Source organism: Bradyrhizobium erythrophlei, from assembly GCF_900129425.1.
Lineage (GTDB): Bacteria > Pseudomonadota > Alphaproteobacteria > Rhizobiales > Xanthobacteraceae > Bradyrhizobium > Bradyrhizobium erythrophlei_C.
Map to the genome: position 1 here is coordinate 6,163,553 of NZ_LT670817.1, position 26,101 is coordinate 6,189,653.

Sequence of the window (26,101 nt, forward strand, 5' to 3'; positions counted from 1 at the left end):
CGTCGGTTTGCAGCCAGGATGCTCGATTGAGGCAAGGCTCGTGACGCCCCAAATTGGCGCTTTTCGGGCTCAGCGCGACGTCCGGCTACCGCGCTTGTCGGGAAAAACGCTCGCGGCGAGCGTCCTCATTAGGAAATGATTAACCCCTAGCCGCAACAATCCTGTCATGAGAGTCGCAATGGCCACTTTGGTTGCTCTCCTCATACTCAATTTTGCGGATGAGCACTTTAACAGCGCCCGCTACACGCGGGGTGCGCTGGTCATGCTTTCTCATATCGCCCGGTCATTCAGCTAAAAAAACGCCGCCCTCAGGCGGGTACTGGCCTGTTTCCACCCTAGATTTTACGTTGGCAGTGGCCTAGTTTGGGGCACCGTAGAGCTACTGGCACGCGACTCGACCTGTAATGCAGTGATGGACGAACACCCGCGCGCCCCTCGCCGCCGCACGCTCAAGGCCGGAACGATAGAGTTCGGTGGCGGTGGAATTGACTGCACCGTTCGCAACATTTCAGAGACGGGGGCGGCACTCGAAGTTAATACGCCGCTGTTCATCCCCGACCGCTTCACGTTGTTTGTGCCGACCGAGCAATTGAAACGGCGATGCCGGGTTGTCTGGCGCAAGGAAAAACGGATCGGTGTGACGTTCGATTGAGGCCGCCTCAGTTGGCGGCCTCTTTCATTTGCAGGCCGCCCAGCGCCGTCCCGTGGTGCGCCCGGCAGGCGCAATGTCGAAATGGCCCTGGAAAGCAGGGCCGCAAGTGTCATCGGTACTCGTCCGTGACATGCCCAAATCGCCGGAGCACACGCTTATCGTTGAATTTGCCGATCTCGAAATCTGTCGTGCGGACGAACGCTATAGCGCCAGCATGGCCAAATACCTTCCAAAGCCCCTGCGCGCGTTCGATTGCCGCGGCGGGGCTCGCGCACTCAACGGGTTCACCAGCGGCAATCCCGCCATCGACGAAATCGAAAGGCAACGCCACGAAAACAGTGATTTCCGCCATAGGTCACCGCTTTGCTTGCAGGGACAACCGAATGGCCAAGGCTCAAGAATTTGAACTCAAACCGTGGCCGCCCGATGTCGGCAAGTCGGGGGGCCTCATCCACCACCCCGGCACAGGGCGGCGGCGCGGATTGATTCGTACACTGCGCCGCGTCAGGTACACGGAAAATTCTCGTTTCTGGCCTGTCTCGATCCTCCGGTGGGCCCAATTTGATCCTGAGAAGGGATCGCGAAGAGGTGTTCCGCACAGGAAACGCTAACGGCCTCCGTAGAACTACGGAGGTGGCGATGCTATCCTTTCGGCCATGAGAAAATCCGACGTCATCTGTCCTGAATGCAGCGCCGGCTACCGTCGCGTTGAATTGACCTCGAAACCGGGGACCAAGGGCGAGTTCCATTGCCTGGTCTGTGGCCATCTGCTCGAGGTTTTCGACGGATCAACCGAAGTTGCGCTACGCCTCACGGTCCAGCCTGAGAAGATATTCGAGTAAGGCCGATCCGGGACCTTTTGATTTGCTGTCATCGGACCTTGGCATATTTCGTGCAGACTTGAACTGCCGGGATTTAAGGACCCGACCGCGGAAATAACAACGCCGCCGGGCGATCATACTCCGCTCCGGCGGCGTTGTGCATTTGGCGAATGGCAAAAGAAACGGCCAGTTCGGGATTAACTTCCTGTTTTTTTGGAGTGGCCCGTTTTGAGGCCGCGGGTGGCCCAATTCGAAGATCCGCTATTCGTGCAGCGCTATGTTCGCAGGCGGACATACAGGGCAGTCAATTGATGGGTAAAATATTAGGCTGGCAACCTTTGCGTGGAGAATTTGATATGGACGACGCCGAATATTGCCGACTTCAGGCCCAAGAATGCCGTCGCTTGCTGGGCATGCCGCAAAGCCAGGCGCGGACCCAACTCCTGAGAAATCTCTGCCAGAGTTGGGTCAGGGTTGCCAATCAAGCCGAGCTGTACCGCGATATCGTGAGGCATGAGAGCAGATCAGGCAGCGGCAAGGCTGCTTAGCTGGCGGCCTCTTTTACTTTCGACTTTGCCGGACTTCCTGACCAGCCCGCTGAATGCCCTGGCCGCCGTGATTCCGTTAGACGAAGAAACGGCCCCAGCGCTGCGCCCCGCCGAGGCCGCCCGTGTCGAACCTCGACTGGGTGGTCTGCCAGCCAATGTCCGCACCTCTGAAAGTTTATGCCGGGTTTACCGATTCGTCCCGACCGAATTTGCAGTACCAGATCAGACAACGGTAGAGCCGCCCGAGTTGGCGGCTTTTTTCATTTCGGTCGCCGACGCTTCCGGATGATGGGCCCGCGCACCCCGGGTCATTTTCAACAGCGTCACATCACCCGCTGCCTCAGCGTGGCGCCCATGCTGCACGCGCTCAAAGTAGCACGTGCACGTTCGGCGATGGGCGTTCTCATTTTGCTGTTTGAACATACCGCCCTCTTTAGACTAGCCAGTCTAAATTCCTCAAAGCGCGGACTCAGCGCCGCGTTGGAATTGAGCACCTTTATCGTGCAGGCAGCGACGCACACGCCCATCAATGCCCGCGTAGCGTATTGAAGCGTGTGCTCGACCTCCTTCGCATTCTGCGATCGATGACGGCGTGAACGAGACGGCTTCAGCAATTTGCATGGCTGGTCCGCAGAGGATTTCGCCCGACAACGATCATTCTTCACACTGCCGTAACAATGAACGGCCGCCGCGCCGCGCTTGCACTCGCGGAGTGTGGGCTCGCGCAACGTTTTCATCGGAAAACGCTGCGGAAAGAGAATCAACACACGCCAAAATTTTTCAGAAACAATTCTCAGCATGGATGCTCTGCGCGCACGTTCGCATCGACGTTCTATCGATCAACCGAGACTCACGTAAATTTCATTGGCGTCGAGCGGTGCGCTCGGCGAAAGGGCCTGCGTTGGCGCTCCACTGAGCGCGGAATAACTGAGCGCGAGATAACTGAGCGCGGATAACGGGGCTAACTTGTGAAGAACTTCGGAACGATTCTTTTGTCATCCACGGCGGTGATCGCACTCTGCGGCGCGGCACACGCGGCGGATTTGCCTGTATACACCAAAGCCCCTGCGGCGCCGCTCGCGCCGGCGTCGTGCACCAACGCGGAGCAATTCATCACTACCGATTGCCTGCTGAGCTACTATGGCATCACCGTGTACGGCACGGTCGACATCGGCGGCGGGTATGAAAGCCATGGCACGCCGTTCAATTCGAGTATCATTACCGGCGTCGAAGAACTCGTGCAGAAGAACAGCAATAAGCCCCTGTGGCTTCTCACGCCTGGCGGCATGTCTCAATCGAACATTGGCATCAAGGGAAACGAATCCATCACACCTGGATTGAATTTCGTCTTTGATCTGAATTTCGGCTTCGACCCTTATTCCATGACCGCGGCCAACGGCCCGAATTCTCTTCTTGAGAACAACGGCGTGCCGCTCGCCTCCCAATCGTCGAACGCCGACTCGAGCCGGGCTGGCCAGTTTTACAACACAGTCGGTTATGCGGGCCTCAGCTCACTGACCTGGGGCACCCTGACCGTTGGCCGGCAAAACTCGCTTGAGCTCGACGGCGTAAATGCTTACGACCCGATGGGCGGTTCCTATGCTTTCTCGGTGATCGGCTGGCAGGGAACGGCCGTTGGCGGCGGCGATACTGAAGACGCCAGAATTTCGACGTCGGTGAAATATCGCGCTGATGTCGGCGACAACTTGTTCCGGGTAGGGGCCATGGCGCAGATCGGCGGCTATGACCAGAACAACGCAACACAAGGCGAATACGGGGTCCAGATCGGAAAGGATTTTGACCTCGGCGCTTCCGGCCGGTTCTCCCTCGACGGCATCTGGACCTACGACAAGGGCGCAGTGAAATCGACAGCGCTGGCCGCAGGTTCGCCGGCGTTTGCAGCAAATCCAGACACCCTGGGAGCCACTATTTCCGACGACGAGAGTGTGATGCTGCTGGCGAAATACACTTACCAGAAGCTCAAATTGTACGGCGGCTACGAATTCATCTCGTTCGCAAATCCAAGCTCTCCCTTGACCTCGGGCTTTACCGACATTGCCGGGATCCCGGTCCTCTTCAGCAATATTTCCCAGGCCAGCTTCGTCAACGACGAGCATTTGCAAGTCATGTGGACCGGCGCGAGATATGCCTTCACCAGTACGCTGGATGCCGGCGTCGCTTACTACCACTATGATCAGAACAGCTACGGCAAGACATTCTGCACCAATACCTTGGCGTCAACCTGCGCCGGCACGCTGGACGCGGTTTCGATCAACGTCGATTGGCAGTTCGCCAAGAAGTTCGACGCCTACGCCGGCTTCATGTATTCGCAAGTCCACAATGGACTGGCGAACGGCTACCTCTACACGAACAATTTCGCTCCCACGGCCGGACTTCGTTTCCGGTTCTGAAGGCCCGACGCAGCCTTAAGTTACGGAGTGAAGCGGCACGAAACGCGTGGGGCACCCGTTCCTGCGTCGCGCGTCCTCCGCCAAACAGAGGCGAGCATCGAAAAGGCTCGATGCTCGCCTCGAAATTTTTCCGTTCTATGGATGGTACAGCGGCAAAGTCACGATGAGCAGCGCGGTTGTCCGTTGATGGCACCTCTGAGATATGCCGCAAAGTTCGCCATACCGCTGCTCCCAGGAGATAAGCGGTTAAGCCGCCTGCCCGACCGCCGATGATGCGATCGCATCGCGCCCGGCGCGGGCGCTGCTCCGCAGAGCCGGGACCCATTCGGACTTGGATAGATGGACAAGGCCGGGCATGACGACGGTCTCCATAGAAAGCCCAAGCACTCAGCGAATGCTCTCTTCGGAAATGGTTTCTTCGGCCACTTTTGCCACTTGCCTGCTTTCTTCCGTCAGCAAGGTGGCTTTCCAGCCGCCTTGCGCGAACCAGCACGCCGAGACGATCGCGACCGCAATCGTGGTGACAGGAAACGACCACCACAGGCCCGACGCCTGCAGGCTGGTGTGCTTGGAGAGAACGTAGGCCAGTGGAAACTGCAACATGAACTGGGAGACCAGCGCGATCACCATCGCCGCCAGCATGTTTCCGGACGCACGGAAGGCGGAAACCACGCACAACTGCACGCCGATGCCGCCCCACGCCAGGCACATGACGCGAATGAACTGAGCGCCCTCGGCGATGACGTCGGGCGCGCGCGGCACGAAGAACGCCACCAGGGCCGGTGCAAAGATGTAGGCCATGATTCCCACGACCGAGAGAATGCCGAAGCTGGCGCTGGCGCCCAGCACCGTCACGCGCGCCGCGCGCTGGATATTTCCCGCCCCCATGTTCTGGCTGACCAGCGTTGAAACGGCTTGCGACATTCCCATCGCGGGGATGGTGACGAATTGCAGGATGTTCGATCCGACGCCATAGCCGGCCAGTGTCACCGTGCCGAAACTCGCCACCAGAAACGACAGCAGCATCGGTCCAAGGCCCCGCGTCGACAATTCGATCGATCCGGGCAAGCCCAGGAAGAACGCGCGCCGGATATAGACCGGGTCGGGACGAAAGCCCCGCCACGACAGTTGAATGCCATGACGGCCGCGCAGGAAAATGATGATCCCGAGCAAAGCCGCGAGCCCCTGGGTGGTCAGCGTCGCCAGCGCCGCGCCCATCACGCCCAGCGGCGGCAGCGGTCCGAGGCCGAAGATGAACAGGGGATCGAGCAGAAAATTCAGCACCACGGTTCCCAGCACGATCAGCAGTGGCATCCTGGTTTCGCCGACGCCGCGCATCAGCGCCTGGAACATGGCGTAGATGAAGATGAAGATGATGCCGACAAAGGACACCCGCATGAAACCGAGCGCGCCGCTGTAGACATCCGGTGCGACGCCCAGCAGATCGAGCAGCGACGGCGCGAGCGCATAGCCTGCCGCGCCCAGGACAGCCGACGTGATCGTGACCATCATCATGGTCTGCGCCGCGACATGATTGACCAGGTCCCGGCGGCCGGCGCCCATGTATTGCGCGGACAGCGTCGCGCCGGCGATGCCGAGACCCGCTCCGAGCGCGATCACCAGGAAGGTTACGGGAAAGCTGACCGACACGGCGGCCACCGCGGCTGCGCCCAACCGCCCGACCCAGAACGCGTCGGTCAACTGGTAGCCGGTCTGCAAGAGGTTGCCGAGGATGATCGGGATCGCGAGTCGGATCAGCGCGTTACCGATCGGTCCCTCGAGGAATAATTTTTGGCGGGCATGCGGCATGTCGTCGGCGTTCTGTCTGTTCGCGACGAGCGGCGCAAGTCGAAATGTTCGAAGTCCGGGTCGCAAGTCTGCCGCAATCAGTTGGCGGAACTTTGCCCGCTCCGTGTTCGCGGGGAGACCGCGGCCGGGAACAATCTCGCGGAGGGCGGCGTTTTCCCTGCTTAATGGGAGCCTGCGGATGGCGGACAATCAGGATCGAAAAGCCCCGGTCGGTGGCAGGACGCTGGCCATCATCGTTGGTGCAATCCTCGTGGTATTTATCATCCTCGTCTGGGGACCGTGGAACGTGACGCATGTCGCGAGCAATCCCGGACCGAGCGGAATACCGGGATCGACAACAATAGAACCGGCCCCGCCGCCTGCGGACGGTCCTTCCGAGTCAACCACGGGATCGGCGCGCTGAAGCCGATGTTTACGCGTCGATCGCGTCCTTGATGCGCTTGCGCGTCAGCGGCAGATTGCGCAGCCGCTTTCCGGTGGCGCTGGCGATGGCGTTGGCGATCGAGGCCGCCGCCGGCCCCTGCCCGGTTTCGCCGCTGCCGAGGAAGGGCTGGCCGGGCCGGTTGATGATATGCACCTCGACGCTGTCGGGAACGGCATTGAAGCGCAGGATCGGATAGGTCTGCCAGTCGATGCTGGTGATCCTGGTATCGTCGAAGGTGACGGCTTCATACAGCGTCCAGCTCATCGACTGCATGATCGCGCCCTCGATCTGGTTGATCAGCCCGTCCGGGTTGACGACCTGGCCGCTGTCGACGGAGGCCACCACGCGCACCAGACGCGGTCGGCCGGTCTCGCGGTTGACTTCGACTTCCGTCGCAACGGCGCAATAAGCCGCCAGATTCTTGTAGCGCGCGAACGCAAAACCGAAGCCGCGCCCCTGCGGTGCTTGTTGCCCCTTCCGCCAGCCAAAACCCTGCGCCGCCTTGTTGATGACGTCGCGGCCGCGCGAATCGTCGAGATGCTTCAACCTGAATTCAACGGGATCGGCGCCGGCCGCGGATGCGAGCTCGTCCATGAAACTCTCGATCGAAAACACGTTGTGGTAGGCGCCGAGCGCCCGCATCGACGAAATCCGCACCGGCATGTCCGGCAGGAAGTGGTGCACCACATGCGCATTGGGAAATTTGTAGAGCGGGATCGCGTTGCGGTCGCCGCCGCCTTCGGGCAATGGCAGCGGTTTCCCCGCCGGCACCGCGAACGGCTGCGCCATCTGCTGGGCCGCCAGCATCGAGCCGGCGCCGCCCGGCCGCATCGAATGGGTGTTGCTCCAGACTTCGAAATTCCAGTCGGCGATCGAACCGTTGCCGTCGAGCGAGGCCTTCAGCTTCGTCACCATCGCCGGGCCGAACGGCTCCCAGGCGTGCTCCTGCTCACGCATCCATTGCACACGCACGGGCACACCCGGCAACGCGCGCGCGATCAGCGCCGCATCGGCCGCGGCATCGTCGGCGCCGTTATGGCCGTAGCATCCGGATCCCTCGACATGGATGCAGCGAACGCTGGCCGGCGGCACGCGCAGCATCTCGGCGATGCCCTGGCGGTCAGGATAGACGCCCTGAGTGTGGGTCCAGACCGTCATGGAATCATTGACGGACTGAGCGACGGCACAGGACGGCCCGATCGAACCATGCGATTGATATGGCCGCGTAAAGGTGGCCTCGATGGTCCTGGTCCCTGATACCGACGGATTGCTCTGCTGAAAAATGGTGTGATCTTCCGACCGCATGCTGGTGAGGACATGAAGCAGATCGTCCTGCTTCGGCAGGCTCGGCGTCTCCTTCCATTGCGCGGCAGCCGACAGCGCATGCATCGCCTTGATCGCCTGAAATTCCCTACTGGCGGCGACGGCAAGAAAATTGCCGTCGCGGATCACTTTGACAACGCCGGGCAGTTTCTCGACCGCCGAGGTATCGCAGGCCGTGAGCTGCGCGCCGTAGCTCGGCGGGCGTACGACGCGGGCGTGCACCATGCCGGGCAGACGCATGTCCTGGACATAGGCAGCACCTCCGGTGACTTTGGCCGGGATATCGACACGCGGGATCGGCTGGCCCATCACCTTGAACGTCGCCGGATCCTTCAGCTTCGATTTCGGCTGCGCCTGTACGTGCAGCATGTCGGCAGCGACCAGTTCGCCATAGCCCAGGCGCCGGCCGTCGGGCGAAATCACCGCGCCGTTTTCGGTGCGCAAATTTTCGGCCGGCAGATTGAGACGCCGCGCGGCTTCCGCGACCAGCAGCTCGCGCACCTGCGCCGCCGCGTTCTGGATCGCGGTGCCGCTGTCCTGCATGGAATGGCTGCCGGAAGTGTAGCCTTCATTGGCGGTGCGGCTTGTATCGGCCGTGATGATCGTCAAGGACTCGAAGGGAACGTCGAGCTCTTCGGCGGCGATCTGCTGAAAGGCCGTCTTGAAACCCTGGCCGAGTTCGACCTTGCCGGTGAACGCGGTAATGCGGCCGTCGGCGTCGATGCGAATCCAGGAATCGAGGAATGGCGCCGTCGCGAGGCTGCCCGGAGGCTTCGGCGCCGGCGCTGCGACCGGCGCGCTCTGGTCCTGCGCGAAGGCATCCGACAGCGAGAAACTGACGATCAGCGCACCGCCGCCCGCAAGCACGCGGCGGCGGTCGAGAATGACGGGGGCGTTCATTGCGCGCTCCTCTGGTTCGGTGAAGCCGCGTCGGCGCTGTCCATCAGCCTGGCGGCGCGATGCACCGCGCGCAGGATGCGCATATGAGTGCCGCAGCGGCACAGATGCGGCTCCAGTTCGGCGCGGATCTGCTCGTCGGTCGGTTTTGTATTTTTCTGCAACAAGGCCTGCGCCCGCATCATCATGCCGGCAATGCAATAGCCGCATTGCGCGGCCTGCTCTTCCATGAAGGCGCGCTGGATCGGCGCCGGCGACTCGATTGACCCGAGACCTTCCAGCGTCGTCACCTGCTTGCCTTCGAGCAGAAGCAGCGGCGTCACGCAGGACAGCACCGCCTTGCCGTCGACGATCACGGTGCAGGCCCCGCATTGGCCGAGCCCGCAACCGAATTTGGCGGCATTGAGCTTGATGTCGTCGCGCAGCACATAGAGCAGCGGCGTATCTGGATCGGCATCGATCTGGTGATCCCGACCATTGACCTTCAATGTCATCATGGCTTGTCTCGCTGCGCTGGATCGGCGGGTGCGCTTTGCGGCCCCGGCGAGGTCTGGAGAAACACCGTCTGCGTGCGCCGTGCATCCGCGACGGTCTTTTCGACGCCGGTCCATGCCGGCTGGTTGCTGAAGCGGGAACGCAGATAATTCAGCAGCGCAACAATCTGGTCGTCGGTCATGCTGCTGGCAAAGCCCGGCATGATCGGGCTGCGCTCGCCTTCCACCGCGCGAACGCCTGACAGCACGATGTTGGCGGCGTTGCGCGGATCGGGGCCGGAGATCGGGGTCGACAGCGCCAGATTGACCCCGCCATAGGGCAGCGGCCTATTGCTCTCATGGCAGCTCGCGCAGGCCGCGGCGTAGATCGCCGCGCCGCTCACATCGACCAGCGCCACCGGCGAAGGCGATTTGGCCTGGGCGAGCACCTCGTCGCCCTGACGCTTACGCTCCGGGCTCGGGACGCCGAACACGTCGGCCATGTAGGTTGCGATCGCGTGCACGTCGCTCTCCTTCACCTGGGACAGGTTGCTGACCACTTCCGCCATCGGCCCGCGCGCGGTGCCGTGATCAGACTGCCATCCCTGGCGAAGATAAATGGAAAGCGCTTGCGCGTCCCACGGCACCGGCGCCGGTGACTGCGAATTGATCGCGTAGGCGTCCCAGTTGTCGGCGTCGCCGCCGGCAAACCGGGCATCAGGGCGTTCGGCGCCGAGCGCATTGCGCGGGGTGTGGCATGAGCCGCAATGCGCCAGTCCTTCGACGAGATAGGCGCCGCGATTCCATTTCGCGCTCTGGCTGCTGTCGGGCCGGTAAGTGCCGCGGTGAAGGAACAACAGCTTCCAGCCCGCGATCACAAAGCGCTGATCGAGCGGAAAACGAAGCTGGTTGTCGCGGGCGGGCGCGTGGACCGGCTCTCGCGTCATCAGATAAGCATAGAGCGCCTGGTCGTCTTCGTCAGTCACATTGGTGAAGTGATCGTAGGGGAAGGTCGGATAAAGATGCTGGCCATCGCGATTGACGCCCGAGCGCATGGCGCGGCGGAACGCGGCTTCCGGCCAGCGGCCGATTCCGGTGTCGGCATCCGGCGTGATATTCGAGGAATAGACCGTGCCGAACGGTGTCGGCACCGGCAGGCCGCCGGCAAAGTCCTTGCCGCCGCGAACCGTGTGGCAATCGCTGCAATTGCCGATCGCGGCAAGCTCGCGGCCGCGTTTGACCAGCGCCGGATCGAACGACTGCGGCGGCGGCGGATCGATCGCCGAGATCGCCGGCCGCCACGCGATTGCGAACGCCGCGGCCCCGCCGCCAATCAGCAGCGCCGCGATAGCGCCCGCGATAATCCCTGACTTTGTCATCTGTCCCGCCAGCTTTCGCCGTTATTGCTAGCACACAATCCGTTATGCCTCGCTCGGGGAAGCGATGCCGCCCCGGAAGCAACGCACTTCGGCCCGATGCAGTTGCAGCGGTCGATATGCATTGGACTTTTCGCGGCCCGGACTGAATTGTTACAGGAATGCCACACTCACCTGCAATCGACGATCGTTCTTGTTGCGTTCGAAAGAGTTGATGGGGGGCGCCCGCCGCATGCGGCTAAATTTGGCGCCGGGGTTGAGGCTACCGTCCTTCCTGAAGGAGAGCCGAGATGCCAGCCTACATTCATCATCATGAAGTCGAGACAGCCCCGGTCTTCTGCCCCGGTTGCATCGGACTGCTTCCGATGTACATCAGGGAGGTCGAGCCGCATTGGAGCATGGCGACAATCGACTTCATCTATGAGTGCTCGGACTGCGGCGCCGAGGTCAGGCAGACCATCCGCAAGCCGGAACGGCGGCATTAGCGCATTTCGCCTCCACCGACCGTCGGGATGGGCACCCTGATGGTGCGCCTGGCCCGTACGCTTCATCCGTCGATGATGGCGACCGCCCGGGTCCAGCCCGCCGAAGCGCGCTCGATCTTGACCGGGAAGCAGGACACGGTGAACCCGGTCGACGGCAATTGCTCGAGGTTGTGCAGTTTTTCGATGTGGCAGTAGCCGATATGGCGCCCGGCCTTGTGGCCTTCCCAGATCAGGCTGGCATCCCTGGTTTCGGCATATTTTTTCGCGGTATGGACGAACGGCGCGTCCCAGCTCCAGCCGTCGATCCCGGTCAGCCGCACGCCGCGCTCGAGCAGATACATCGTGGCCTCGTAGCCCATGCCGCAGCCGGAGGCGACATAATCCTGCCGGCCGTATTTGGCGCCGGCGCTGGTGTTGACGACGACGATCTCCAGCGGTGAAAGCGTGTGGCCGATGCGCTTGAGCTCGCTTTCGACGTCGCCGGCGGTCGCCACATAGCCGTCCGGCAAATGCCGGAAATCCAGCTTGACGCCAGGCTGCAAACACCATTCCAGCGGCACTTCATCGATGGTCCATGAGCGCTCGCCGCGATTCATGGTGGGATGAAAATGCCAGGGTGCATCGAGGTGGGTGCCGTTGTGGGTCGACAGCTGCACCTGCTCGACGGCCCAGCCCTGGCCATCCGGCAAATCCTCGGCCTTGAGCCCCTCGAAGAACTGCAGCATGCGCGGCAGTCCCTGCTGGTGATCGATGTACTGGATGGTGGGATGTCCTCCCGGCGGATCCGCGGGGACGTCGTTCTGCAGCGGCACCGAGATATCGATCAGTCGTCTGGCCATCGGCATTTCCTCGAAGATTTCCGTTGTGGCAGCGGTCCCTTCGGCGAGACCGGTGACGCGCCCCCATCGGTTCCAGTCAGACCGGCTTGATGCCCGCCTTGGCGACGACGTCGCGCCATTTCGGCACTTCGTCCTCGATTCGCTTGCGCATGCCGTCCGGCCCATTGGCGAGAACCTCGAATCCGTCGTTGCGAAGCTGCTCGGCGATCTCCGGAGTCTTGAGAATCCTGATCGCATTGGTCGAGAGCAGCGTAACGATCTCGGGCGGGGTTTTGACCGGCGCCAGAAAACCCTGGAACGTGTCGGCGATGAAATCCTTGTAGCCGAGTTCGACCATGGTCGGCACGTCGGGCAGATCGAACCAGCGATTGGCGCCGGTGACGGCCAGCGCCTTCAACGCCCCGGACTCGATATAGGGATGCGCCGGCGGCAACGCCGCGCAGGCCAGTTGGGTGATGCCGCCGAGCACCGCCTGAATGGCGGGGCCGGCGCCGGAGAACGGCACGTGCGTGATCTGAATGCCGCCGACGATTTTCAGCAGCTCGCCCGAAAGATGCGGCGTGGTGCCGATGCCGGGGCTCGCATAGTTGAGTTCGTTAGGATTGGCCTTGGCGCGCGCGATCAGTTCGGCGATCGAGTTGATGCCGAGCTTGGGCCCGACCAGGATCACGTTCGGCGAGGTCCCGAGTTCGGCGATCGGCGCGAAATCCTTGTAGGGATCATAGGGGATTTTCTCGTAGAGACCGGGATTGACGACATAGGCGCTCGATGTGACCAGCAGCGTGTAGCCATCCGGCTCGGCATGCGCGGCGGCGCCGATTCCGATATTGCCGCCGGCGCCGGCCTTGTTTTCGATGATCACCGAACCGCCGATGGCCTCGCCGAGATGCCTGCTGAGCACGCGCGCCATGATGTCGGTCGGTCCGGCCGGCGCGAACGGCACGATGATCTTGACCGGACGGTCGGGATAGCCCGCGGCCCTCGCCTGCCACGGCACCAGGCCCGACGTCGCCATCGCACCGATCGCGAGGCCGGCCCCGCGCAGGATCTCGCGGCGCGATGAAAGGGGCGGTTTGCTACCGGACATGGCGTTCTCCCGATGTCAGCGTCTTTTCGCGCTGGTTTTATGCCGGCCTTTTGCTACCGGAATTTTGGACCGGCAGAACTTGGCCGCCGATCCCGCTAGTCCTAAACGATATTTTCCATTATCGCTATCGCGGTCAAGCATGAGAGGTGGTTATGCGGTTGGTTTCGTTTCTGAAGGAGGGCCGGTGGTGCCCGGGCTTTCGTCGCGGCGATAGCATCGTGGAGATCGCGGACAAGGATCTGGTTTCCGCGCAGGCGGTGATTGCAGCGATGATGCAAGGCCGGAAGCTGACCGAAGGGCCGTCGCATCGCGTCGCCCAAGTCACCCTCGGCTTGCCGGTGCCGGAGCCGGACAAGATCGTTTGCATCGGCCTGAACTACGTCGATCACGCCAAGGAAGGCGGCAATCCGATTCCGGATTATCCGGCCGTGTTCATGCGCACCAAAAGCTCGCTGGTGGCTCATGGCCAGCCGCTGGTGCGGCCGACCTGCTCGGACAAGTTCGACTACGAGGCCGAACTTGCGATCGTGATCGGCAAGCGCGCGCGCAACGTCACCGAGGCCGATGCACTGTCACATGTGTTCGGATATTCCTGCTTCAATGACGGTTCGATCCGCGACTATCAGCGCAAGTCGACGCAATGGACCATGGGCAAGAATTTCGACGGAACCGGTCCGTTCGGACCCGACATCGTCACCGCGGATGAACTTCCCGCCGGCGCGGCGGGGCTGCGTGTCGTCAGCCGCCTGAACGGCGAGACCATGCAGAACGGCAATACCAGCGACATGATTTTTTCCGTCGCGCGCACCATCGCGTTGGTTTCCGAGGTCATGACGCTTGAACCCGGCGATGTCATCATCACCGGCACCCCGGCCGGCGTCGGCTATGCCCGCAAGCCGCCGGTGTTCATGCGGCCCGGCGACGTCTGCGAAATCGAAATCGAAAAAATCGGCATCCTGAGCAATCCCGTGGTGAGCGCCTGACGCGCGCTCACTTCCTGGCGCTCGACGACGCCAGCACCGCGGTCCATTTCTCGATGTCGGCCTGGATAAAATCGGCGAACTCCTTCGGCGTCCCGCCCACGGGATCGGTGCCCTGCTGCTTCAGGGCGCTTTGCACCTGATCGGTGTTCAGCGCCGCATTGGCGGCGGCCGATAGTTTATCGATAATCGCGGGCGGCGTGCCGGCCGGCGCCAGCAGCCCGATCCAGACTCCGGCGTCGAAGCCCGCCATTCCGGCCTCCGTGAGCGTCGGAACATCCGGCATGATCGAGGCGCGCTTCGATTGCGCCACCGCGAACGCCTTCAGCCTGCCGGCCTCGACATGCGGCGCCAGCGTCGCCGCCACGTTGAACATCAGCGTGATGCGGCCCGAGAGCAGGTCCGAGACCGCCTGGCTGCTGCCGCCCTGATAAGGGACCGCCAGGATCTTGGTGCCGGCCTTGGCGTTGAACAGTTCGCCCGCCATGTAGCTCGCCGTGGCATAGCCGGACGAGCCGAACGACAGACTTTCCGGCTTGCTCTTGGCCAGCGCGATCAGCTCCTGCAGATTATTGGCGGGCACCGAAGGATTCGCCACCAAGACGTTGGGAACGATGCCGAGCAGCGCGATCGGCGCCAGAGCCTTTCCGAGATTGAAGCTCGACTTGGTCTCCGCCGGATTGAGCGTGTTGGCGATGGTCGCCATGAACAGCGTGTATCCATCGGGGGCGGCGCGCGCCACGCTTTCCGCCGCGATCATACTGCTGTTGCCCAGCCGGTTTTCGACCACGATCGGCTGGCCGAGACTGACTTCCATCTGCTTGCCGACCAGCCGCGCCAGGATATCCGCGGCCGAGCCGGGCCCGAATCCGATGACCACCTTGATCGGCTGGGAGGGATAGGTTTGCGCCACGGCACCGGCGGTACCTGCGAGCGACGCCATCATGACAACAGCGCAAAGCGCGGCCAATCTAGAGTAACGGCTGAACATATTCCCCCCGGTGCACGCTTCGCCTGCGGTTGATTCCGCATGCGGCTTTGTTGACGCTCAGGGAGGTCGGCCCTAGAGCTTGGACCAATCCTTGCGTGAGGCCAACCGGCTGCAAGTCACTCTAACGCGACCGCGGACAGAAGGAAGCCATGATGCAGTCAGACCCCGAGCGCCGCGCGCGCGGCGCCCAAAAAATCGGTGAAATCCTCGGGCAAACGCCGGAACAGGTCGAGCGATCCCTGGGGGACGTCGCGCCCCAGCTCGCGACTTACGTGCTGGAGACGATCTACGGAGAAATCTACCAAAGCCCGGCGCTGGACTCGCGCACCCGCCAGATCGTCACCGTCGCGGCGCTGGCGACGCTCGGAACCGCGGCGCCGCAGTTGCGAACCCATATCGGCGGCGCGCTGCGCTGCGGCGTCACGCGCGAGGAGCTGGTCGAAATCATGATGCAGCTGGTGCCCTATGTCGGCGTCGCCGCGGCCATCAACGGCGTGGTGGCCTGCAGAGAGGTGTTCGCGGCCGCCGACAAAAAATAGTCGACCTCAAGTGCTGATGCATGGCGTAGACTTTTGCAAACGGCGCCGGACCGGCCGGCGAACGGATCCAGGGAAGGTCAAGGGGGGAAAGATGATTTGGCACAAGGCGATCGGCGATGGCCCGACCAAGGTCATGGTGATTCACGGGTGGTTCTGGGATCACCGGGTGTTCACCCCGATTTTCGACAGCCTCGATGTCAACAGCCACAGCTATGCCTTCCCGGATATTCGTGGGTACGGCCATTCGCGCGATGTGTCCGGTGAGTACAGTATCGGCGAAGTGGCAGGGGATGCGATCGCGCTCGCTGACCAACTGGGCTGGGACAAGTTTCATGTCGTCGGCCATTCCATGGGAGGCAAGGCGGCGCAGAAGGTGGCGATGGACGCCGGCGCTCGGGTGCGTTCGGTCGTGGCAGTCACCCCGGTGCCGGCCTCGCCGCTGCCGTTCGACGACGCGGTATTCGGATTCTTTGCGGCGGCCTGCGAGCAGGACGAGACGGCGCTGGCGCTGCTGGGCGATTCCGTCGGCAATCGTGCCCCCAAGGCGTGGCTCGAACTGATGCTGCGGCGGGCGCGCGACACCGCACGCCCGGAGGCATTCAGGAGCTATATGCGCTCCTTCATCCGGGATGACTTCGCGGCCGATGCCCACAAGGTCAAGGCGCCGATGCTGGTGCAATTCGGCGAATTCGACAACGGCGTCAGCGAGGCTCTGGTGCGCGGCGTCTACCCGGCGCTGTATCCCCACGCGGAAATCGAGAAGCTCGGCAATTCCGGCCACTACCCGATGCAGGAGACGCCGATCCATTTTGCCAACAGGCTGGAAGCGTTTATTGCCAAATCGGCGTAAGGCGCGGCTGCGTATCTCGGGCATCCTCTTCCGCAACGGAAGATGAGAAGATGGACGGCACCCTCAAAGCGTTACGACCTTAGCACCCATCACGCTTTCACTTCGCCCCGTCAAACTTCGCTTCCATCGCGCGCCGGGTCTTGATGGTCTCGTTATCGGCGTCGATCTCGACGTCGCTCCAGCGCACCACCGCGCCATGGGCGATGTCGTTCTTCAGCTTCACCCGGTGCGCCAGCCCGATCGGCAGCGCGCCTGCACGCAGGCTTGCCGCCGCCGGCATCAATTTGCCCCACACCGTGTAGCCGCCCTCGCCGTCGAGCATTTCGCCCGCGCGCAAATCGCGTTTGGCCACCGAGGCGACATCGCCGCGAAAACCATGCGGCTGCCCGGTCGGTTCGCGGCGAAGCGCGGCCGACAGAATCGAGATGTTCAGCTCAAGTCCGATCAGATGATACGGCTTGTACATCGCCGCGTAACGCCCGCTGGCATCGGTCTTCAGCCCATATTGCTTGAAACAATCCGCGGCGTAGTCGTTCGGCGCTTCCAGTACGACATAGACGCCCCAGCGCAGATCGCGGAACACCGGACGGCCATCGCGCTCCAGCGACGACACCACTTCCACCACGCCGGACTTCTCCAGCACGCCGCCCTTGTCGCGCGGCCGCATCACGTGCGGCAGATCGTCGACGCCGCAGGGCGGAAACAACAGACCGCCGGCGGGGACGTCGAGCCCGGTGGCGTTGGCGATCGCCGCCATTTCGATCGCGGACTTGGTGCCATCGAGAAACGAGTTGAACATCTGCGGATTCATGCCGGCCGACTGCGCCTCGTCGGCGGTCAATCCGTAATGGCCCCAGACCCCTGCTGGCGTCACGTCATGATAGGCCGGCAGGTATTTTGTCCCCTTGCCGGCAGCGACCACGTGGAATCCGGTGGCTCGGGCCCAGTCCACCATCTCGGCGGTCAAGGCCGGCTGGTCGCCATAGGCCAGCGAATAGACCACGCCGGCGTTGCGCGCTTCCTCCGCGAGCAGCGGCCCCGCCAGCACGTCGGCTTCGACATTGACCATGACGATGTGCTTGCCGGCCGCAATCGCGGCGCGCGCGTGCTTGATGCCGACCGCGGGATTGCCGGTGGCCTCCACGATCACTTCGATGTTGCCCGAAGTCGCCTTGGCGCCATCGGCGGTGAATGACGTGGCTGCGATCCGTTCCGCGTCCCAGCCGACGGTGCGGCACGCCTCGCGGGCGCGCTCCGGATCGAGATCGACGATTACGGGCACCTCGAGCCCCGGTGTATGCGGCACCTGCGACAGGAACATCGAGCCGAACTTGCCGGCGCCGATCAGCGCGACGCGAACCGGTTTGCCGGCGGCGCGGCGGGCGTTGAGGAGGTGATGAAGGTTCATGGAGGGGTCCGATGGGATTATCCGTCATTCCGGGACACGCGTCTTCGCGTGGACCCGGAATCCCGAGATGATTAGCACGAGATTCCGGGTTCGCGCTTTCAGCGCGCCCCGGAATGACGGTGTAACGCCTACTCCGCCGCCTGGCGATGGGCGCGGGCGAGCCGCAGCAGCGAATCGTCGTCGACGGTCTGGATCGGGGTAAAATCGCGATGGGCGATATAGTCCGGCCGGGTGGGAGTACGAATATAGTTCGAGACCGCGTTCAGCGTGAGATAGACGATCTTGCGCGGATAGGGCGTGATGTTGCCGGCCGAACCGTGCACCAGGTTGCCGTGGAACATCAGCATGCCGCCGGCCTTGCCGGTCGGCGCGACAATGCCGCCTTCTTTCACCAGCCGCGTCACGGTTTCTTCGTCCAGCGTCCATAGCGGATAGGAGGTGGTCTCAAGGTCATGCGAGGCCTTGAGGTCGCCGGCAGTCTGGCTCTTCGGCACCAGCATCAAGGGGCCGTTGATCGGCATCACCTCGTCGAGGAAGATCGCGATATTCATCGCGCGCGGCTGCGGCATGCCGTCGTCGCGCTTCCAGGTGCCGTAGTCCTGGTGCCATTGCCAGACGTCGCCGGTGAAGGCCGACTTGGCGTTGATCTTGTACTGGTGCATGTAGACCTTCTCGCCGAAGATCCGCTCGACCGGATTGATCATGCGCGGATGCGCGCCGAGCAGGCCGAACGCCTCGTTGTAGAGATGGGCGGCAAAGGCGGTGCGCGGCGCGCCGCTCTTCTCGCGCCAGACTTCCGGGCGCTTGGTGTCGTAGATGCCTTCCGCCTCGCGTGCCAGCAGCGCCACTTCCTCGGGGCTGAACAGCTCCGGCAGAAACAGCCAGCCTTCCCGGTTGAAGTCATCGATCTGTTGCTGGGTCAGTTCCATGGCTGGTTCCTCCTGTTAAGATCGTCGCCGCACTGGGTCAGCACCTTAACAAGAAGCGGGGCCGCCGAACACCCATAGACGTTGAATCAATCCGCGATGGCGGCGAATTCAGCAGGGGGTTGAGTTGATAGCGGCCTTGAGCATGCGCTCCGGCTGGCGACGTTAGCCGAGCGATTATGACTGCGCCGTGCGTCGAGGGAGCCACAGGCTGGAGCTGACTGATCATCAGCTCCAGCGATTGAAGGACTGGAAATTCCGCGGTCTTATCTCAAACACGCAACCGCGAATGAACCTCACTTCGGCGCGGCATTGGACCCGACCGTGGCGCCGCTGGCACTGGCCGATGACACCCGCCACACCGTATTTCCCAGATCGTCGGCGATCAGCAATCCGCCGGAATGATCGAGGGCCACCCCGACCGGCCGGCCGTGCGCCTCATCGCTTTTGGCGTCGAGGAAGCCGGTGACGACGTCCTGAGCCATGCCGCTGGGCTTTCCACCGCTGAACGGTACGAACACGACCTTGTAGCCGTTGAAGGGGGTGCGATCCCAGCTGCCATGTTCGCCCACAAAGGCGCCGTTCTGGTAGCTCGCGGGAAGACCGCCGCCGGCCTTGTACATGGCTAAACCAAGCGGTGCCACGTGGGAGCTCAGGGCATAATCCGGAGCTATCGCGCGGGCGACCAGATCGGGTCGCTGCGGTTCGACCCGCGGATCCAGATGCTGTCCGTAGTAACTATAGGGCCAGCCGTAGAAGCCGCCGTCCTGGACCGAGGTCAGGTAGTCCGGCACCAGATCGGGCCCGAGCTCGTCGCGTTCGTTGGCGATGGCCCAGAGCTTGCCGCTCTCTGGCTCCCATGCCAGGCCGGTCGGATTGCGGACACCGCTGGCGAAGATGCGATGGGCGCCGGAGGCCCGGTCGACCTCCCAGATCGCGGCGCGTTCGTATTCGGCGCCGATGCCGTTCTCGGTGATGTTGCTGTTCGAACCGACGCCGACGTAGAGCTTGGAGCCATCAGGGCTTGCCAGCAGCGACTTGGTCCAGTGATGATCGATCGGTCCTCCGGGAAGGTCGGTGAGCTTGGTGCCCGCGTCCGCGATGCTGGTTTCTCCCTCGGTGTAGGGATAGCGCATGATCGCGTCGGTGTTGGCGACGTAAAGGTCGTTGCCGACGAGGGCGACGCCGAACGGCGAATTGAGGTGGTCCAGGAACACGGTGCGTTGCTTTGCGCTGCCGTCAGCGTTCATGCCGCGGAGCAGCGTGATGCGATTTGCGCCCTTGGCGCCGCCGCCGGCATAGGATTGCACCACGTGGAACACGATATCCTTGGGACGGTGGATCGGCGCTCGCGGGCCATTGCCTTCCACCACCAGCACGTCCCCGTTGGGCAGTACGTAGAGCTGCCTGGGATGCTCAAAGCCGGTGGCCAATGCATGGATTTGCAGTCCGTCCGACACCACGGGCGTTTCGTCCTTCCCCCATGGCGCTGGCTTCGCCACCTTCATCGGCGGCATCAGGTATTGCTGCGGCTCGGGCAGCTTGAGATTTGCGCCGATCTGCAGCCGGGGATCGCCGCCCTGGTCGTCGCAGCCAGCCAGTCCCAATCCACAGATGGCGATGGAGAGAGCCGCGAGGCGTGAGAAGCGGTTTGCTTGCCGGGTGATTTGAGGGGCGCGCATCATTCGGTCACTCCCACGCCGTACTGATACACCATGGTCCGTCCCATCCATGCCGTGTACGCCAGGATAATGACGACGAGCACCGACAATATCAGGCCTTCCGGCACCACCGAGGTATAGCCATCGCGGCTGTGCACGAAGGCATTGATCAACGCCAGAATGAGCGCGATCGTGTTACCCAGCGCGTGTGGCCAGGCCGGCGACAATCCGCGGATTTCCCGGTTGCTCAAGAAGTCGATGGCGCCGGTAACGGCCGCAAGCCCGCCCATGATAAGGCCGGCGGTAATCAGCCAGATCGAAAAGGTTTCCCACATCATGCTGGCGGTGCGCCAATAGACCAGGTCGGTCACAAGGGCTCCCACGAAAAAGGCGATGGGAAACGGCACAAACATCGGGTGAAGCGGATGGCCAGCCATCCTCGCCACGGAACTTGGGTTGGCGTGCATGCGTTTTCCTCGAACATTCTTGGAGCCCGAACCAAAGGGCATAGAAAAGACACGGGCATCGCACGAATGCCGTATGCCCGCCCAATGATGATCAAAGTACGGACGTCGCGAAAGTTCCGAAAGATCGTTCACGAATTTTTCATCCCGCGCGCTGCGGGCGCGCAGGCCATCGCCGAACCCTGAGGCGTTCGCGTCAGGGTGCGCTCTTACCAACAAGGCGAACGGAAACCGGAATAGCGGCTCGCACCAGCCGCCTATGGCGATGTGGGCTTAAGTGCCTGTCAGGCAGCCTTTTCGATCCGGAGCTGACGGCTGATCATCTGCTCCAGCGTTTTGATCGACTGAAAATTTTCGGGCGTTATCTCGCTTTGCGGAATCGTGAAGTCAAACTCGGCTTCCACGCCGAGCATCAGACTGACCATATCCATCGACGTCAGCCCAACATCTACCAGCCGGGATTCCGGATGGACTTCGACGGCCATCGAGTTCTGCTCGAGGATCGCCTTGACGAGAGCAAGGATGCGGTTCCGAACGCCGGGGTCAAAGGCCTGCATCTTCAACTTTCCACTGTCGTTGCAACACTACGCTGTCACTGAAAGGACGATAACGAAATCGCCTATCGTCACATGGCAGCATAATTCCGCCCTGCTTTGAAAAACAGTGACTCTCGTTTGACGCAAGCCGTCATTCTGTTCTTAACGCTAACGGCGATTGCCACAAAACGATCGATCGAAAAGCCGCCGGTTAACTTTCATCATCGAAATGAAAAGCGTTTACCTTCATTTTCATCGACGCATTTGAATTAAATCCCTAGCCTTCAGGTTAGATCCTGAGGGGTCAGGCGGCCGACGCGGCATCGGGAGCGATGCCTGCGCGGATATTTTTTGCAACGAGCGCTGGAGGGCGAATCGGCCATGAACGTGCAAGAAGAAGCCGGGTTGCGCGGCTCATCCGCGGATGAAACAAGCGACCAATTCGTTCTCGATCGCAGTTCCTTCGCTGAGCGAACGGCGGCTGTCGCAGCCGCGGCGGCGGCGGAAGCTGAAGACGTCGATCGGCAGGCACGCTTCCCGAAGTCCGCCATCGACGCGGCGCGCCAGCAGAAGCTGTTGGGTATCCAGATTCCGCACCGGTTCGGCGGAGACGGCGCGTCGATATTCGACGTCACCGACATGTGCTACACGCTCGGCCGCGCCTGCGCCTCCACGGCTATGATCTTTGCGATGCATCAGACCAAAATTGCCTGCCTGATCCGGCACGGCACCGGCAGCGGCTTTCACGAAACACTGATGCGCCGCGTCGCGTCCGAACAATTGCTGCTCGCATCATCGACAACGGAAGGACAGAACGGCGGCAACGTCCGTTCGAGCTCGGCCGCCATCGAGCGAGACGGAACTGACATATCGCTGGTGCGCAACGCGACCGTGATTTCCTATGGCGCACAGGCTGACGGCGTCGTCACCATCGCCCGCCGCGCCGGTGATGCCGCTGCTTCCGATCAGGTGCTGGTGGCGTTTACCAGGGATAATTACACGCTGGAACGCAGTCTCGAATGGGAGACGCTCGGCATGCGCGGAACCTGCAGCGCGGGATTCGAGCTGAAGGCAAAAGGTTCGGCCGACCAGATCTTTCCGGAAGGCTACGACAAGATTCACGCGCAGACGATGACGCCCGTCGCCCATCTGTGCTGGTCTTCGGCCTGGGCCGGGATCGCCGCAGCGGCAGTCGAGCGCGCCCAGCTGTTCATTCGCAAGGCGGCTCGCGGTTCGGGCGGCCAGATGCCGCCTGGTGCTGCGCACTTTACCGCGGCCAGGATGACGCTGGCGAAACTGCGCGCCATGATCACGGCGAATCTCGATAGCTATGCGGCCCACGAGCACGACGAACGCGGGCTCTCCTCGCTCGACTTCCAGTCATCGATCAACCTGCTCAAGGTGGAAGCTTCCGAGCTTGCGGTTGAAACCGTCATGAGCGCGATGCGGGCTTGCGGGTTGTCCGGATACCGCAACGACGGCGGCTTCAGCGTCGGCCGTCATCTCCGTGACGTCCTTTCGGCGCCGCTGATGATCAACAACGACCGGATCCTTACCAATATCGCCACCGCAAGCCTCATGAGCGGCATCCCCGCCTTCCTGCGCGATTGATCCGCAATCTTCCGACAAACAAATGGAAGCCTGAACATGAATGTAGCCGTCCGAACCCCCTCAGCGGAGATTGCCCCGCACCCGGCCGATCCGCTCGACCACCTCGCCGATGTGCTGTTCCACAAGATGGGCACCGACGGCGTCTACGCGAGAACCGCGCTGTACGAGGATATGGTGGAACGGCTCGCCGCCCTGATCACGCGCCATCGCCAACCCGATACCGAGGTGATGCGCTTTCCGCCGGTCATGAACCGCGGACAGTTGGAGAAATCCGGCTATCTCAAGAGCTTTCCCAACCTGCTCGGCTGTGTCTGCGGTCTGCATGGCACCGAACGCGAGATTCACTCCGCGGTCAGCCGTTTCGATGCCGGCGGCGATTGGACAACGTCGCTCTCGCCCGCCGATCTCGTGCTCTCGCCGGCGGCGTGCTATCCGGTCTATCCGATCGCCGCGGCACGAGGGCCGCTGCCATCGGGAGGCCTGCGCTTTGACGTCGCGGCCGACTGTTTCCGCCGCGAGCCCTCCCGTCATCTCGACCGGCTGCAGTCGTTCCGGATGCGCGAATATGTCTGCATCGGCAGCCCGGACGACGTGTCCGATTTCCGCGAACGCTGGATGGTGCTCGCCCAGGCGATCGCGCGCGATATCGGCCTGGCCTTCAAGGTCGATTATGCCAGCGATCCGTTCTTCGGCCGCGTCGGTCAGATGAAGGCTGTGAGCCAAAAGCAGCAATCGCTGAAATTCGAGCTGCTGGTCCCGCTGCGTTCCGAGGAGCAGCCGACGGCCTGCATGAGTTTCAATTATCACCGCGACCATTTCGGCACGACGTGGGACATCAGGGATGCGGCGGGCGAACCGGCCCATACCGGCTGCGTCGCGTTCGGAATGGACCGCCTGGCGGTCGCCATGTTCCATACCCACGGCACGGACCTCGCCAAGTGGCCGGTCAAGGTGCGGGAAATGCTCGGCCTTTGATGGCCAGCGGCGTTCGATGACCACGCAAGGCTGGCGCGGGTTGTGACGAATCGTCAGACAGACGGTAAATGGCGGTGCTCACACAAAAACTTCGATGCCGCGAAATTTCCGAGGCCGATCTGGATGGGGTCGCGGATCTCCTGACGCGCGGATTCGTCGGCCGGTCGCGCCACTATTGGATGCAGGGATTGCGCCGCCAGGCGGCACGCCAGGTTCCGAACGGCTATCCGCGTTTTGGTTACATGCTCGACAATGGCGGCATGCCTGTCGGCGTGCTGCTGCTGCTGTATTCGTCGAGGATGAACGGCGGCGAGACCGCGGTCCATTGCAATCTGTCGAGCTGGTATGTCGATCCGGCGTTTCGCAATTACGCGCCGCTGCTGACCAAGATCGCGCAGAAGAACAAGGAAGTGACCTACCTCAATATCAGCCCGGCGACCTGGACATGGCCGATCATCGAGGCGCAGGGGTTCAACTCCTATTGCAGCGGATTGTTTTTCTCGTTGCCGGCACTGTCTCGTCTCGAGCCAGGCTTGACCGTCGATACCATCTCGCCTGATACGCACGCGATTGAAGGCCTGCCCGATCCCGAGGTCGAATTGCTGGTCAACCACGCGCAATATGGCTGCCTCAGTCTGGTATGCCGCACGCCGGGCGGCGGCCCTTTTCCATTCATCCTGATACCGATGCGCATCCGCCGCGGATGGCTTGCGCCGCCGGCGATGCAACTGGTCTATTGCCGCGATATTGCCGAGTACGTCCGATGCGCCTGCGCCATCGGGCGAACTCTGCTTCGGCGCGGCAAGCTTTCAGTCATCCTCGATGCCAATGGACCGGTACCGGGTCTCACCGGTTTCTATTCAAAGGCGCGCGGCCGCAAATACTTCAAGGGCCCGCATCGTCCCCGTCTCGCTGACCTGACCGACACCGAGCTTGTGCTGTACGGGCCTTAAATAGCCCTGCATCGTCAAACGAGCGCCGCAGCGCGAGGTGGCTTGCTGAACCCTTCACGGGCATGGGCGAAGTCCCAGTAGAGCTTCCGCGCGTGGCTGTAGAACGGTCCCGGCTGCAGGCTGCGATCGTCGATCCGGACGACCGGCGCGACTTTTGCAAAGTTGCCGCTCGAGAAGATTTCGTCGGCGCCCAGAAAATCGGCGTAACTGAGCGTCGTTTCGACCACGGTCGCGCCGTCGCCGCGCAACAGATCGATTACCCGCTGGCGCGTGATGCCATTGAGAAATGTCCCGTTCGGCGCCGGCGTATAGACCACGCCGTTCTTAGCCATGAAGACGTTGGAGTTGCCGAATTCCGCGACATTGCCGAGCATGTCCAGCATCAGGCAATTGTTGAACCCGCGCGCCTGCGCTTCCATCAAGGCACGCGAATTGTTGGGGTAGAGGCACGCCGCCTTGCAGTCGACCGGGGCGTTTTCCATCGTCGGCCGGCGGAATGGCGACAGCGTGATCGCCGAGCCGGACGCCGGCGGCATCGGCGCCACATAGATGCTGAGGCACCAGTTCGTCGTTTCCGGATCGAACAGCACGCCGCCGCCGCTGCCGTTTTGAGCCCAATACATCGGCCGGATGTACAGTTCCGCGTTGGCCTCGAAGCGGGCAATTCCTTCGCGGGCCAGTCCCAGCCAGGTTTCGGTTTCGACGACGGGCTTCAGCTTGAAATTGACGGCGGACTGGTTGATCCGAGCGCAATGGCGGTCGAGATCGGGCGCGACGCCTTCGAAGGCGCGCGCGCCGTCGAAAACGATCGAACCGAGCCATGCCGCATGCGTGCGGGGGCCCATGATCGGCACGTTGCCTTCATGCCAGTCGCCTTCAAAGAAGGTCCAGGTCTGCGAGAAACTGACGGGTTTTATGATCTGCGCCATGGCTGCCATCTACGCTGCGGCCCGCGGGGCCGCGCTCATTGCCGCTACTATTGGCCTAATTTCCTAAAGGATTTCCTTTCGCGGCGCTCGGGCGATAGCGATGGATTTACGATTGATCGACCACAATGGCGCG

General features: G+C 62.4%; 26 protein-coding genes. 11 read left to right on the forward strand and 15 right to left on the reverse strand.

The features are described 5' to 3' along the window. The first annotated feature begins 412 nt into the window (after nt 1–412). Nucleotides 413–652 carry a PilZ domain-containing protein gene (locus tag B5527_RS29580; protein ID WP_079604657.1) on the forward strand — a complete coding sequence of 80 codons (240 nt, stop codon included), beginning with the start codon at nt 413–415 and terminating at the stop codon, nt 650–652. 109 nt (nt 653–761) lie between these two features. Here the strand turns inward: B5527_RS29580 and B5527_RS29585 are convergent, their stop codons facing one another. Then, nucleotides 762–1,004, reverse strand: a complete 243-nt coding sequence (locus B5527_RS29585) for a hypothetical protein (protein ID WP_079604658.1) — start codon at nt 1,002–1,004, stop codon at nt 762–764. Between the two features lie 982 nt (nt 1,005–1,986). Here B5527_RS29585 and B5527_RS44690 point away from each other — a divergent pair. Further along, the gene (locus B5527_RS44690) at nt 1,987–2,310 is read left to right on the forward strand and encodes a hypothetical protein (protein ID WP_154072606.1); all 324 of its coding nucleotides are present in this window, start codon (nt 1,987–1,989) and stop codon (nt 2,308–2,310) included. Between the two features lie 34 nt (nt 2,311–2,344). Here the strand turns inward: B5527_RS44690 and B5527_RS44695 are convergent, their stop codons facing one another. Beyond that, nucleotides 2,345–2,821, reverse strand: coding sequence for a hypothetical protein (locus B5527_RS44695; protein WP_154072607.1), 477 nt, complete (start codon nt 2,819–2,821; stop codon nt 2,345–2,347). Between the two features lie 192 nt (nt 2,822–3,013). Between B5527_RS44695 and B5527_RS29605 the strand changes: the two genes are divergently transcribed. Continuing rightward, nucleotides 3,014–4,432 carry a porin gene (locus tag B5527_RS29605; RefSeq protein WP_154072608.1) on the forward strand — a complete coding sequence of 473 codons (1,419 nt, stop codon included), beginning with the start codon at nt 3,014–3,016 and terminating at the stop codon, nt 4,430–4,432. A gap of 387 nt (nt 4,433–4,819) precedes the next feature. Here B5527_RS29605 and B5527_RS29610 read toward each other — a convergent pair whose 3' ends face one another. Then, the gene (locus tag B5527_RS29610) at nt 4,820–6,241 is read right to left on the reverse strand and encodes an MATE family efflux transporter (protein WP_079604664.1); all 1,422 of its coding nucleotides are present in this window, start codon (nt 6,239–6,241) and stop codon (nt 4,820–4,822) included. Nucleotides 6,242–6,419: 178 nt separating this feature from the next. On the opposite strand from B5527_RS29610, the gene B5527_RS44700 reads away from it, so the two are divergent. Next, the gene (locus B5527_RS44700) at nt 6,420–6,644 is read left to right on the forward strand and encodes a hypothetical protein (RefSeq protein WP_154072609.1); all 225 of its coding nucleotides are present in this window, start codon (nt 6,420–6,422) and stop codon (nt 6,642–6,644) included. Between the two features lie 9 nt (nt 6,645–6,653). Here B5527_RS44700 and B5527_RS29615 read toward each other — a convergent pair whose 3' ends face one another. Genes B5527_RS29615 through B5527_RS29625 form a run of 3 tightly spaced genes read right to left on the reverse strand, consistent with a single transcriptional unit; the run spans nt 6,654 to nt 10,737 of the window. Beyond that, on the reverse strand, nt 6,654–8,888 hold the full coding sequence (locus B5527_RS29615; RefSeq protein WP_079604665.1) for a xanthine dehydrogenase family protein molybdopterin-binding subunit: 2,235 nt from the start codon (nt 8,886–8,888) through the stop codon (nt 6,654–6,656). Then, nucleotides 8,885–9,382 carry a (2Fe-2S)-binding protein gene (locus B5527_RS29620; protein ID WP_079604666.1) on the reverse strand — a complete coding sequence of 166 codons (498 nt, stop codon included), beginning with the start codon at nt 9,380–9,382 and terminating at the stop codon, nt 8,885–8,887. Before B5527_RS29620 ends, B5527_RS29615 begins: the two co-directional genes overlap by 4 nt. Further along, nucleotides 9,379–10,737 carry a cytochrome c gene (locus tag B5527_RS29625; protein WP_079604667.1) on the reverse strand — a complete coding sequence of 453 codons (1,359 nt, stop codon included), beginning with the start codon at nt 10,735–10,737 and terminating at the stop codon, nt 9,379–9,381. Before B5527_RS29625 ends, B5527_RS29620 begins: the two co-directional genes overlap by 4 nt. A gap of 287 nt (nt 10,738–11,024) precedes the next feature. Here B5527_RS29625 and B5527_RS29630 point away from each other — a divergent pair, with 287 nt between their 5' ends. Further along, nucleotides 11,025–11,219 carry a hypothetical protein gene (locus B5527_RS29630; protein ID WP_079604668.1) on the forward strand — a complete coding sequence of 65 codons (195 nt, stop codon included), beginning with the start codon at nt 11,025–11,027 and terminating at the stop codon, nt 11,217–11,219. A gap of 62 nt (nt 11,220–11,281) precedes the next feature. Here the strand turns inward: B5527_RS29630 and B5527_RS29635 are convergent, their stop codons facing one another. Together B5527_RS29635 and B5527_RS29640 are read right to left on the reverse strand one after the other, a co-directional pair. Further along, nucleotides 11,282–12,058 (reverse strand): cyclase family protein, encoded by a 777-nt coding sequence (locus B5527_RS29635; RefSeq protein WP_079607604.1) that lies wholly within the window; start codon nt 12,056–12,058, stop codon nt 11,282–11,284. A gap of 76 nt (nt 12,059–12,134) precedes the next feature. Further along, complete coding sequence (locus tag B5527_RS29640; RefSeq protein ID WP_079604669.1) at nt 12,135–13,145, reverse strand: Bug family tripartite tricarboxylate transporter substrate binding protein; 1,011 nt, start codon at nt 13,143–13,145, stop codon at nt 12,135–12,137. 152 nt (nt 13,146–13,297) lie between these two features. Here B5527_RS29640 and B5527_RS29645 point away from each other — a divergent pair, with 152 nt between their 5' ends. After that, nucleotides 13,298–14,128 carry a fumarylacetoacetate hydrolase family protein gene (locus B5527_RS29645; protein ID WP_079604670.1) on the forward strand — a complete coding sequence of 277 codons (831 nt, stop codon included), beginning with the start codon at nt 13,298–13,300 and terminating at the stop codon, nt 14,126–14,128. A gap of 7 nt (nt 14,129–14,135) precedes the next feature. Here B5527_RS29645 and B5527_RS29650 read toward each other — a convergent pair whose 3' ends face one another. After that, nucleotides 14,136–15,116: a Bug family tripartite tricarboxylate transporter substrate binding protein gene (locus B5527_RS29650; RefSeq protein ID WP_079604671.1), complete on the reverse strand. Its 981-nt coding sequence runs from the start codon at nt 15,114–15,116 to the stop codon at nt 14,136–14,138. A 149-nt stretch (nt 15,117–15,265) separates the two neighbouring features. Here B5527_RS29650 and B5527_RS29655 point away from each other — a divergent pair, with 149 nt between their 5' ends. Further along, nucleotides 15,266–15,655, forward strand: coding sequence for a carboxymuconolactone decarboxylase family protein (locus B5527_RS29655; RefSeq protein ID WP_197689227.1), 390 nt, complete (start codon nt 15,266–15,268; stop codon nt 15,653–15,655). 91 nt (nt 15,656–15,746) lie between these two features. After that, nucleotides 15,747–16,505: an alpha/beta fold hydrolase gene (locus B5527_RS29660; RefSeq protein ID WP_172842704.1), complete on the forward strand. Its 759-nt coding sequence runs from the start codon at nt 15,747–15,749 to the stop codon at nt 16,503–16,505. A 97-nt stretch (nt 16,506–16,602) separates the two neighbouring features. Here the strand turns inward: B5527_RS29660 and B5527_RS29665 are convergent, their stop codons facing one another. From B5527_RS29665 to B5527_RS29685, 5 genes are all read right to left on the reverse strand, one after another. Beyond that, nucleotides 16,603–17,913: an NAD(P)H-dependent oxidoreductase gene (locus B5527_RS29665; protein ID WP_079604673.1), complete on the reverse strand. Its 1,311-nt coding sequence runs from the start codon at nt 17,911–17,913 to the stop codon at nt 16,603–16,605. Between the two features lie 128 nt (nt 17,914–18,041). Next, the gene (locus B5527_RS29670) at nt 18,042–18,842 is read right to left on the reverse strand and encodes a phytanoyl-CoA dioxygenase family protein (protein WP_079604675.1); all 801 of its coding nucleotides are present in this window, start codon (nt 18,840–18,842) and stop codon (nt 18,042–18,044) included. Between the two features lie 293 nt (nt 18,843–19,135). Beyond that, nucleotides 19,136–20,524: a PQQ-dependent sugar dehydrogenase gene (locus B5527_RS29675; RefSeq protein ID WP_245332311.1), complete on the reverse strand. Its 1,389-nt coding sequence runs from the start codon at nt 20,522–20,524 to the stop codon at nt 19,136–19,138. After that, complete coding sequence (locus tag B5527_RS29680) at nt 20,521–21,099, reverse strand: DUF2231 domain-containing protein (RefSeq protein WP_425305034.1); 579 nt, start codon at nt 21,097–21,099, stop codon at nt 20,521–20,523. Before B5527_RS29680 ends, B5527_RS29675 begins: the two co-directional genes overlap by 4 nt. Nucleotides 21,100–21,248: 149 nt before the next feature. Continuing rightward, complete coding sequence (locus B5527_RS29685; protein ID WP_079604677.1) at nt 21,249–21,521, reverse strand: phosphopantetheine-binding protein; 273 nt, start codon at nt 21,519–21,521, stop codon at nt 21,249–21,251. Between the two features lie 360 nt (nt 21,522–21,881). Between B5527_RS29685 and B5527_RS29690 the strand changes: the two genes are divergently transcribed. The 3 genes from B5527_RS29690 (at nt 21,882) to B5527_RS29700 (ending at nt 25,039) form a co-directional block, all read left to right on the forward strand. Further along, on the forward strand, nt 21,882–23,111 hold the full coding sequence (locus B5527_RS29690; protein ID WP_079604678.1) for an acyl-CoA dehydrogenase family protein: 1,230 nt from the start codon (nt 21,882–21,884) through the stop codon (nt 23,109–23,111). Nucleotides 23,112–23,147: 36 nt separating this feature from the next. Further along, complete coding sequence (locus tag B5527_RS29695; protein ID WP_079604679.1) at nt 23,148–24,086, forward strand: amino acid--[acyl-carrier-protein] ligase; 939 nt, start codon at nt 23,148–23,150, stop codon at nt 24,084–24,086. Between the two features lie 68 nt (nt 24,087–24,154). After that, nucleotides 24,155–25,039 (forward strand): acyl-CoA acyltransferase, encoded by an 885-nt coding sequence (locus B5527_RS29700; RefSeq protein ID WP_079604681.1) that lies wholly within the window; start codon nt 24,155–24,157, stop codon nt 25,037–25,039. Between the two features lie 14 nt (nt 25,040–25,053). Here the strand turns inward: B5527_RS29700 and B5527_RS29705 are convergent, their stop codons facing one another. Then, a complete protein-coding gene (locus B5527_RS29705) occupies nt 25,054–25,968 on the reverse strand; it encodes a branched-chain amino acid aminotransferase (RefSeq protein ID WP_079607607.1) in 915 nt (304 codons plus the stop codon). Nucleotides 25,969–26,101: the final 133 nt, after the last annotated feature.

Coding starts and splice junctions, on each gene's coding strand:
- B5527_RS29580 (WP_079604657.1), top strand. CDS start 413: ATGGACGAACACCCGCGCGCCCCTCGCCGCCGCACGCTCAAGGCCGGA.
- B5527_RS29585 (WP_079604658.1), bottom strand. CDS start 1,004: ATGGCGGAAATCACTGTTTTCGTGGCGTTGCCTTTCGATTTCGTCGAT.
- B5527_RS44690 (WP_154072606.1), top strand. CDS start 1,987: ATGAGAGCAGATCAGGCAGCGGCAAGGCTGCTTAGCTGGCGGCCTCTT.
- B5527_RS44695 (WP_154072607.1), bottom strand. CDS start 2,821: ATGCTGAGAATTGTTTCTGAAAAATTTTGGCGTGTGTTGATTCTCTTT.
- B5527_RS29610 (WP_079604664.1), bottom strand. CDS start 6,241: ATGCCGCATGCCCGCCAAAAATTATTCCTCGAGGGACCGATCGGTAAC.
- B5527_RS44700 (WP_154072609.1), top strand. CDS start 6,420: ATGGCGGACAATCAGGATCGAAAAGCCCCGGTCGGTGGCAGGACGCTG.
- B5527_RS29615 (WP_079604665.1), bottom strand. CDS start 8,888: ATGAACGCCCCCGTCATTCTCGACCGCCGCCGCGTGCTTGCGGGCGGC.
- B5527_RS29620 (WP_079604666.1), bottom strand. CDS start 9,382: ATGATGACATTGAAGGTCAATGGTCGGGATCACCAGATCGATGCCGAT.
- B5527_RS29625 (WP_079604667.1), bottom strand. CDS start 10,737: ATGACAAAGTCAGGGATTATCGCGGGCGCTATCGCGGCGCTGCTGATT.
- B5527_RS29630 (WP_079604668.1), top strand. CDS start 11,025: ATGCCAGCCTACATTCATCATCATGAAGTCGAGACAGCCCCGGTCTTC.
- B5527_RS29635 (WP_079607604.1), bottom strand. CDS start 12,058: ATGGCCAGACGACTGATCGATATCTCGGTGCCGCTGCAGAACGACGTC.
- B5527_RS29640 (WP_079604669.1), bottom strand. CDS start 13,145: ATGTCCGGTAGCAAACCGCCCCTTTCATCGCGCCGCGAGATCCTGCGC.
- B5527_RS29645 (WP_079604670.1), top strand. CDS start 13,298: ATGCGGTTGGTTTCGTTTCTGAAGGAGGGCCGGTGGTGCCCGGGCTTT.
- B5527_RS29650 (WP_079604671.1), bottom strand. CDS start 15,116: ATGTTCAGCCGTTACTCTAGATTGGCCGCGCTTTGCGCTGTTGTCATG.
- B5527_RS29655 (WP_197689227.1), top strand. CDS start 15,266: ATGATGCAGTCAGACCCCGAGCGCCGCGCGCGCGGCGCCCAAAAAATC.
- B5527_RS29660 (WP_172842704.1), top strand. CDS start 15,747: ATGATTTGGCACAAGGCGATCGGCGATGGCCCGACCAAGGTCATGGTG.
- B5527_RS29665 (WP_079604673.1), bottom strand. CDS start 17,913: ATGAACCTTCATCACCTCCTCAACGCCCGCCGCGCCGCCGGCAAACCG.
- B5527_RS29670 (WP_079604675.1), bottom strand. CDS start 18,842: ATGGAACTGACCCAGCAACAGATCGATGACTTCAACCGGGAAGGCTGG.
- B5527_RS29675 (WP_245332311.1), bottom strand. CDS start 20,524: ATGATGCGCGCCCCTCAAATCACCCGGCAAGCAAACCGCTTCTCACGC.
- B5527_RS29685 (WP_079604677.1), bottom strand. CDS start 21,521: ATGCAGGCCTTTGACCCCGGCGTTCGGAACCGCATCCTTGCTCTCGTC.
- B5527_RS29690 (WP_079604678.1), top strand. CDS start 21,882: ATGAACGTGCAAGAAGAAGCCGGGTTGCGCGGCTCATCCGCGGATGAA.
- B5527_RS29695 (WP_079604679.1), top strand. CDS start 23,148: ATGAATGTAGCCGTCCGAACCCCCTCAGCGGAGATTGCCCCGCACCCG.
- B5527_RS29700 (WP_079604681.1), top strand. CDS start 24,155: ATGGCGGTGCTCACACAAAAACTTCGATGCCGCGAAATTTCCGAGGCC.
- B5527_RS29705 (WP_079607607.1), bottom strand. CDS start 25,968: ATGGCGCAGATCATAAAACCCGTCAGTTTCTCGCAGACCTGGACCTTC.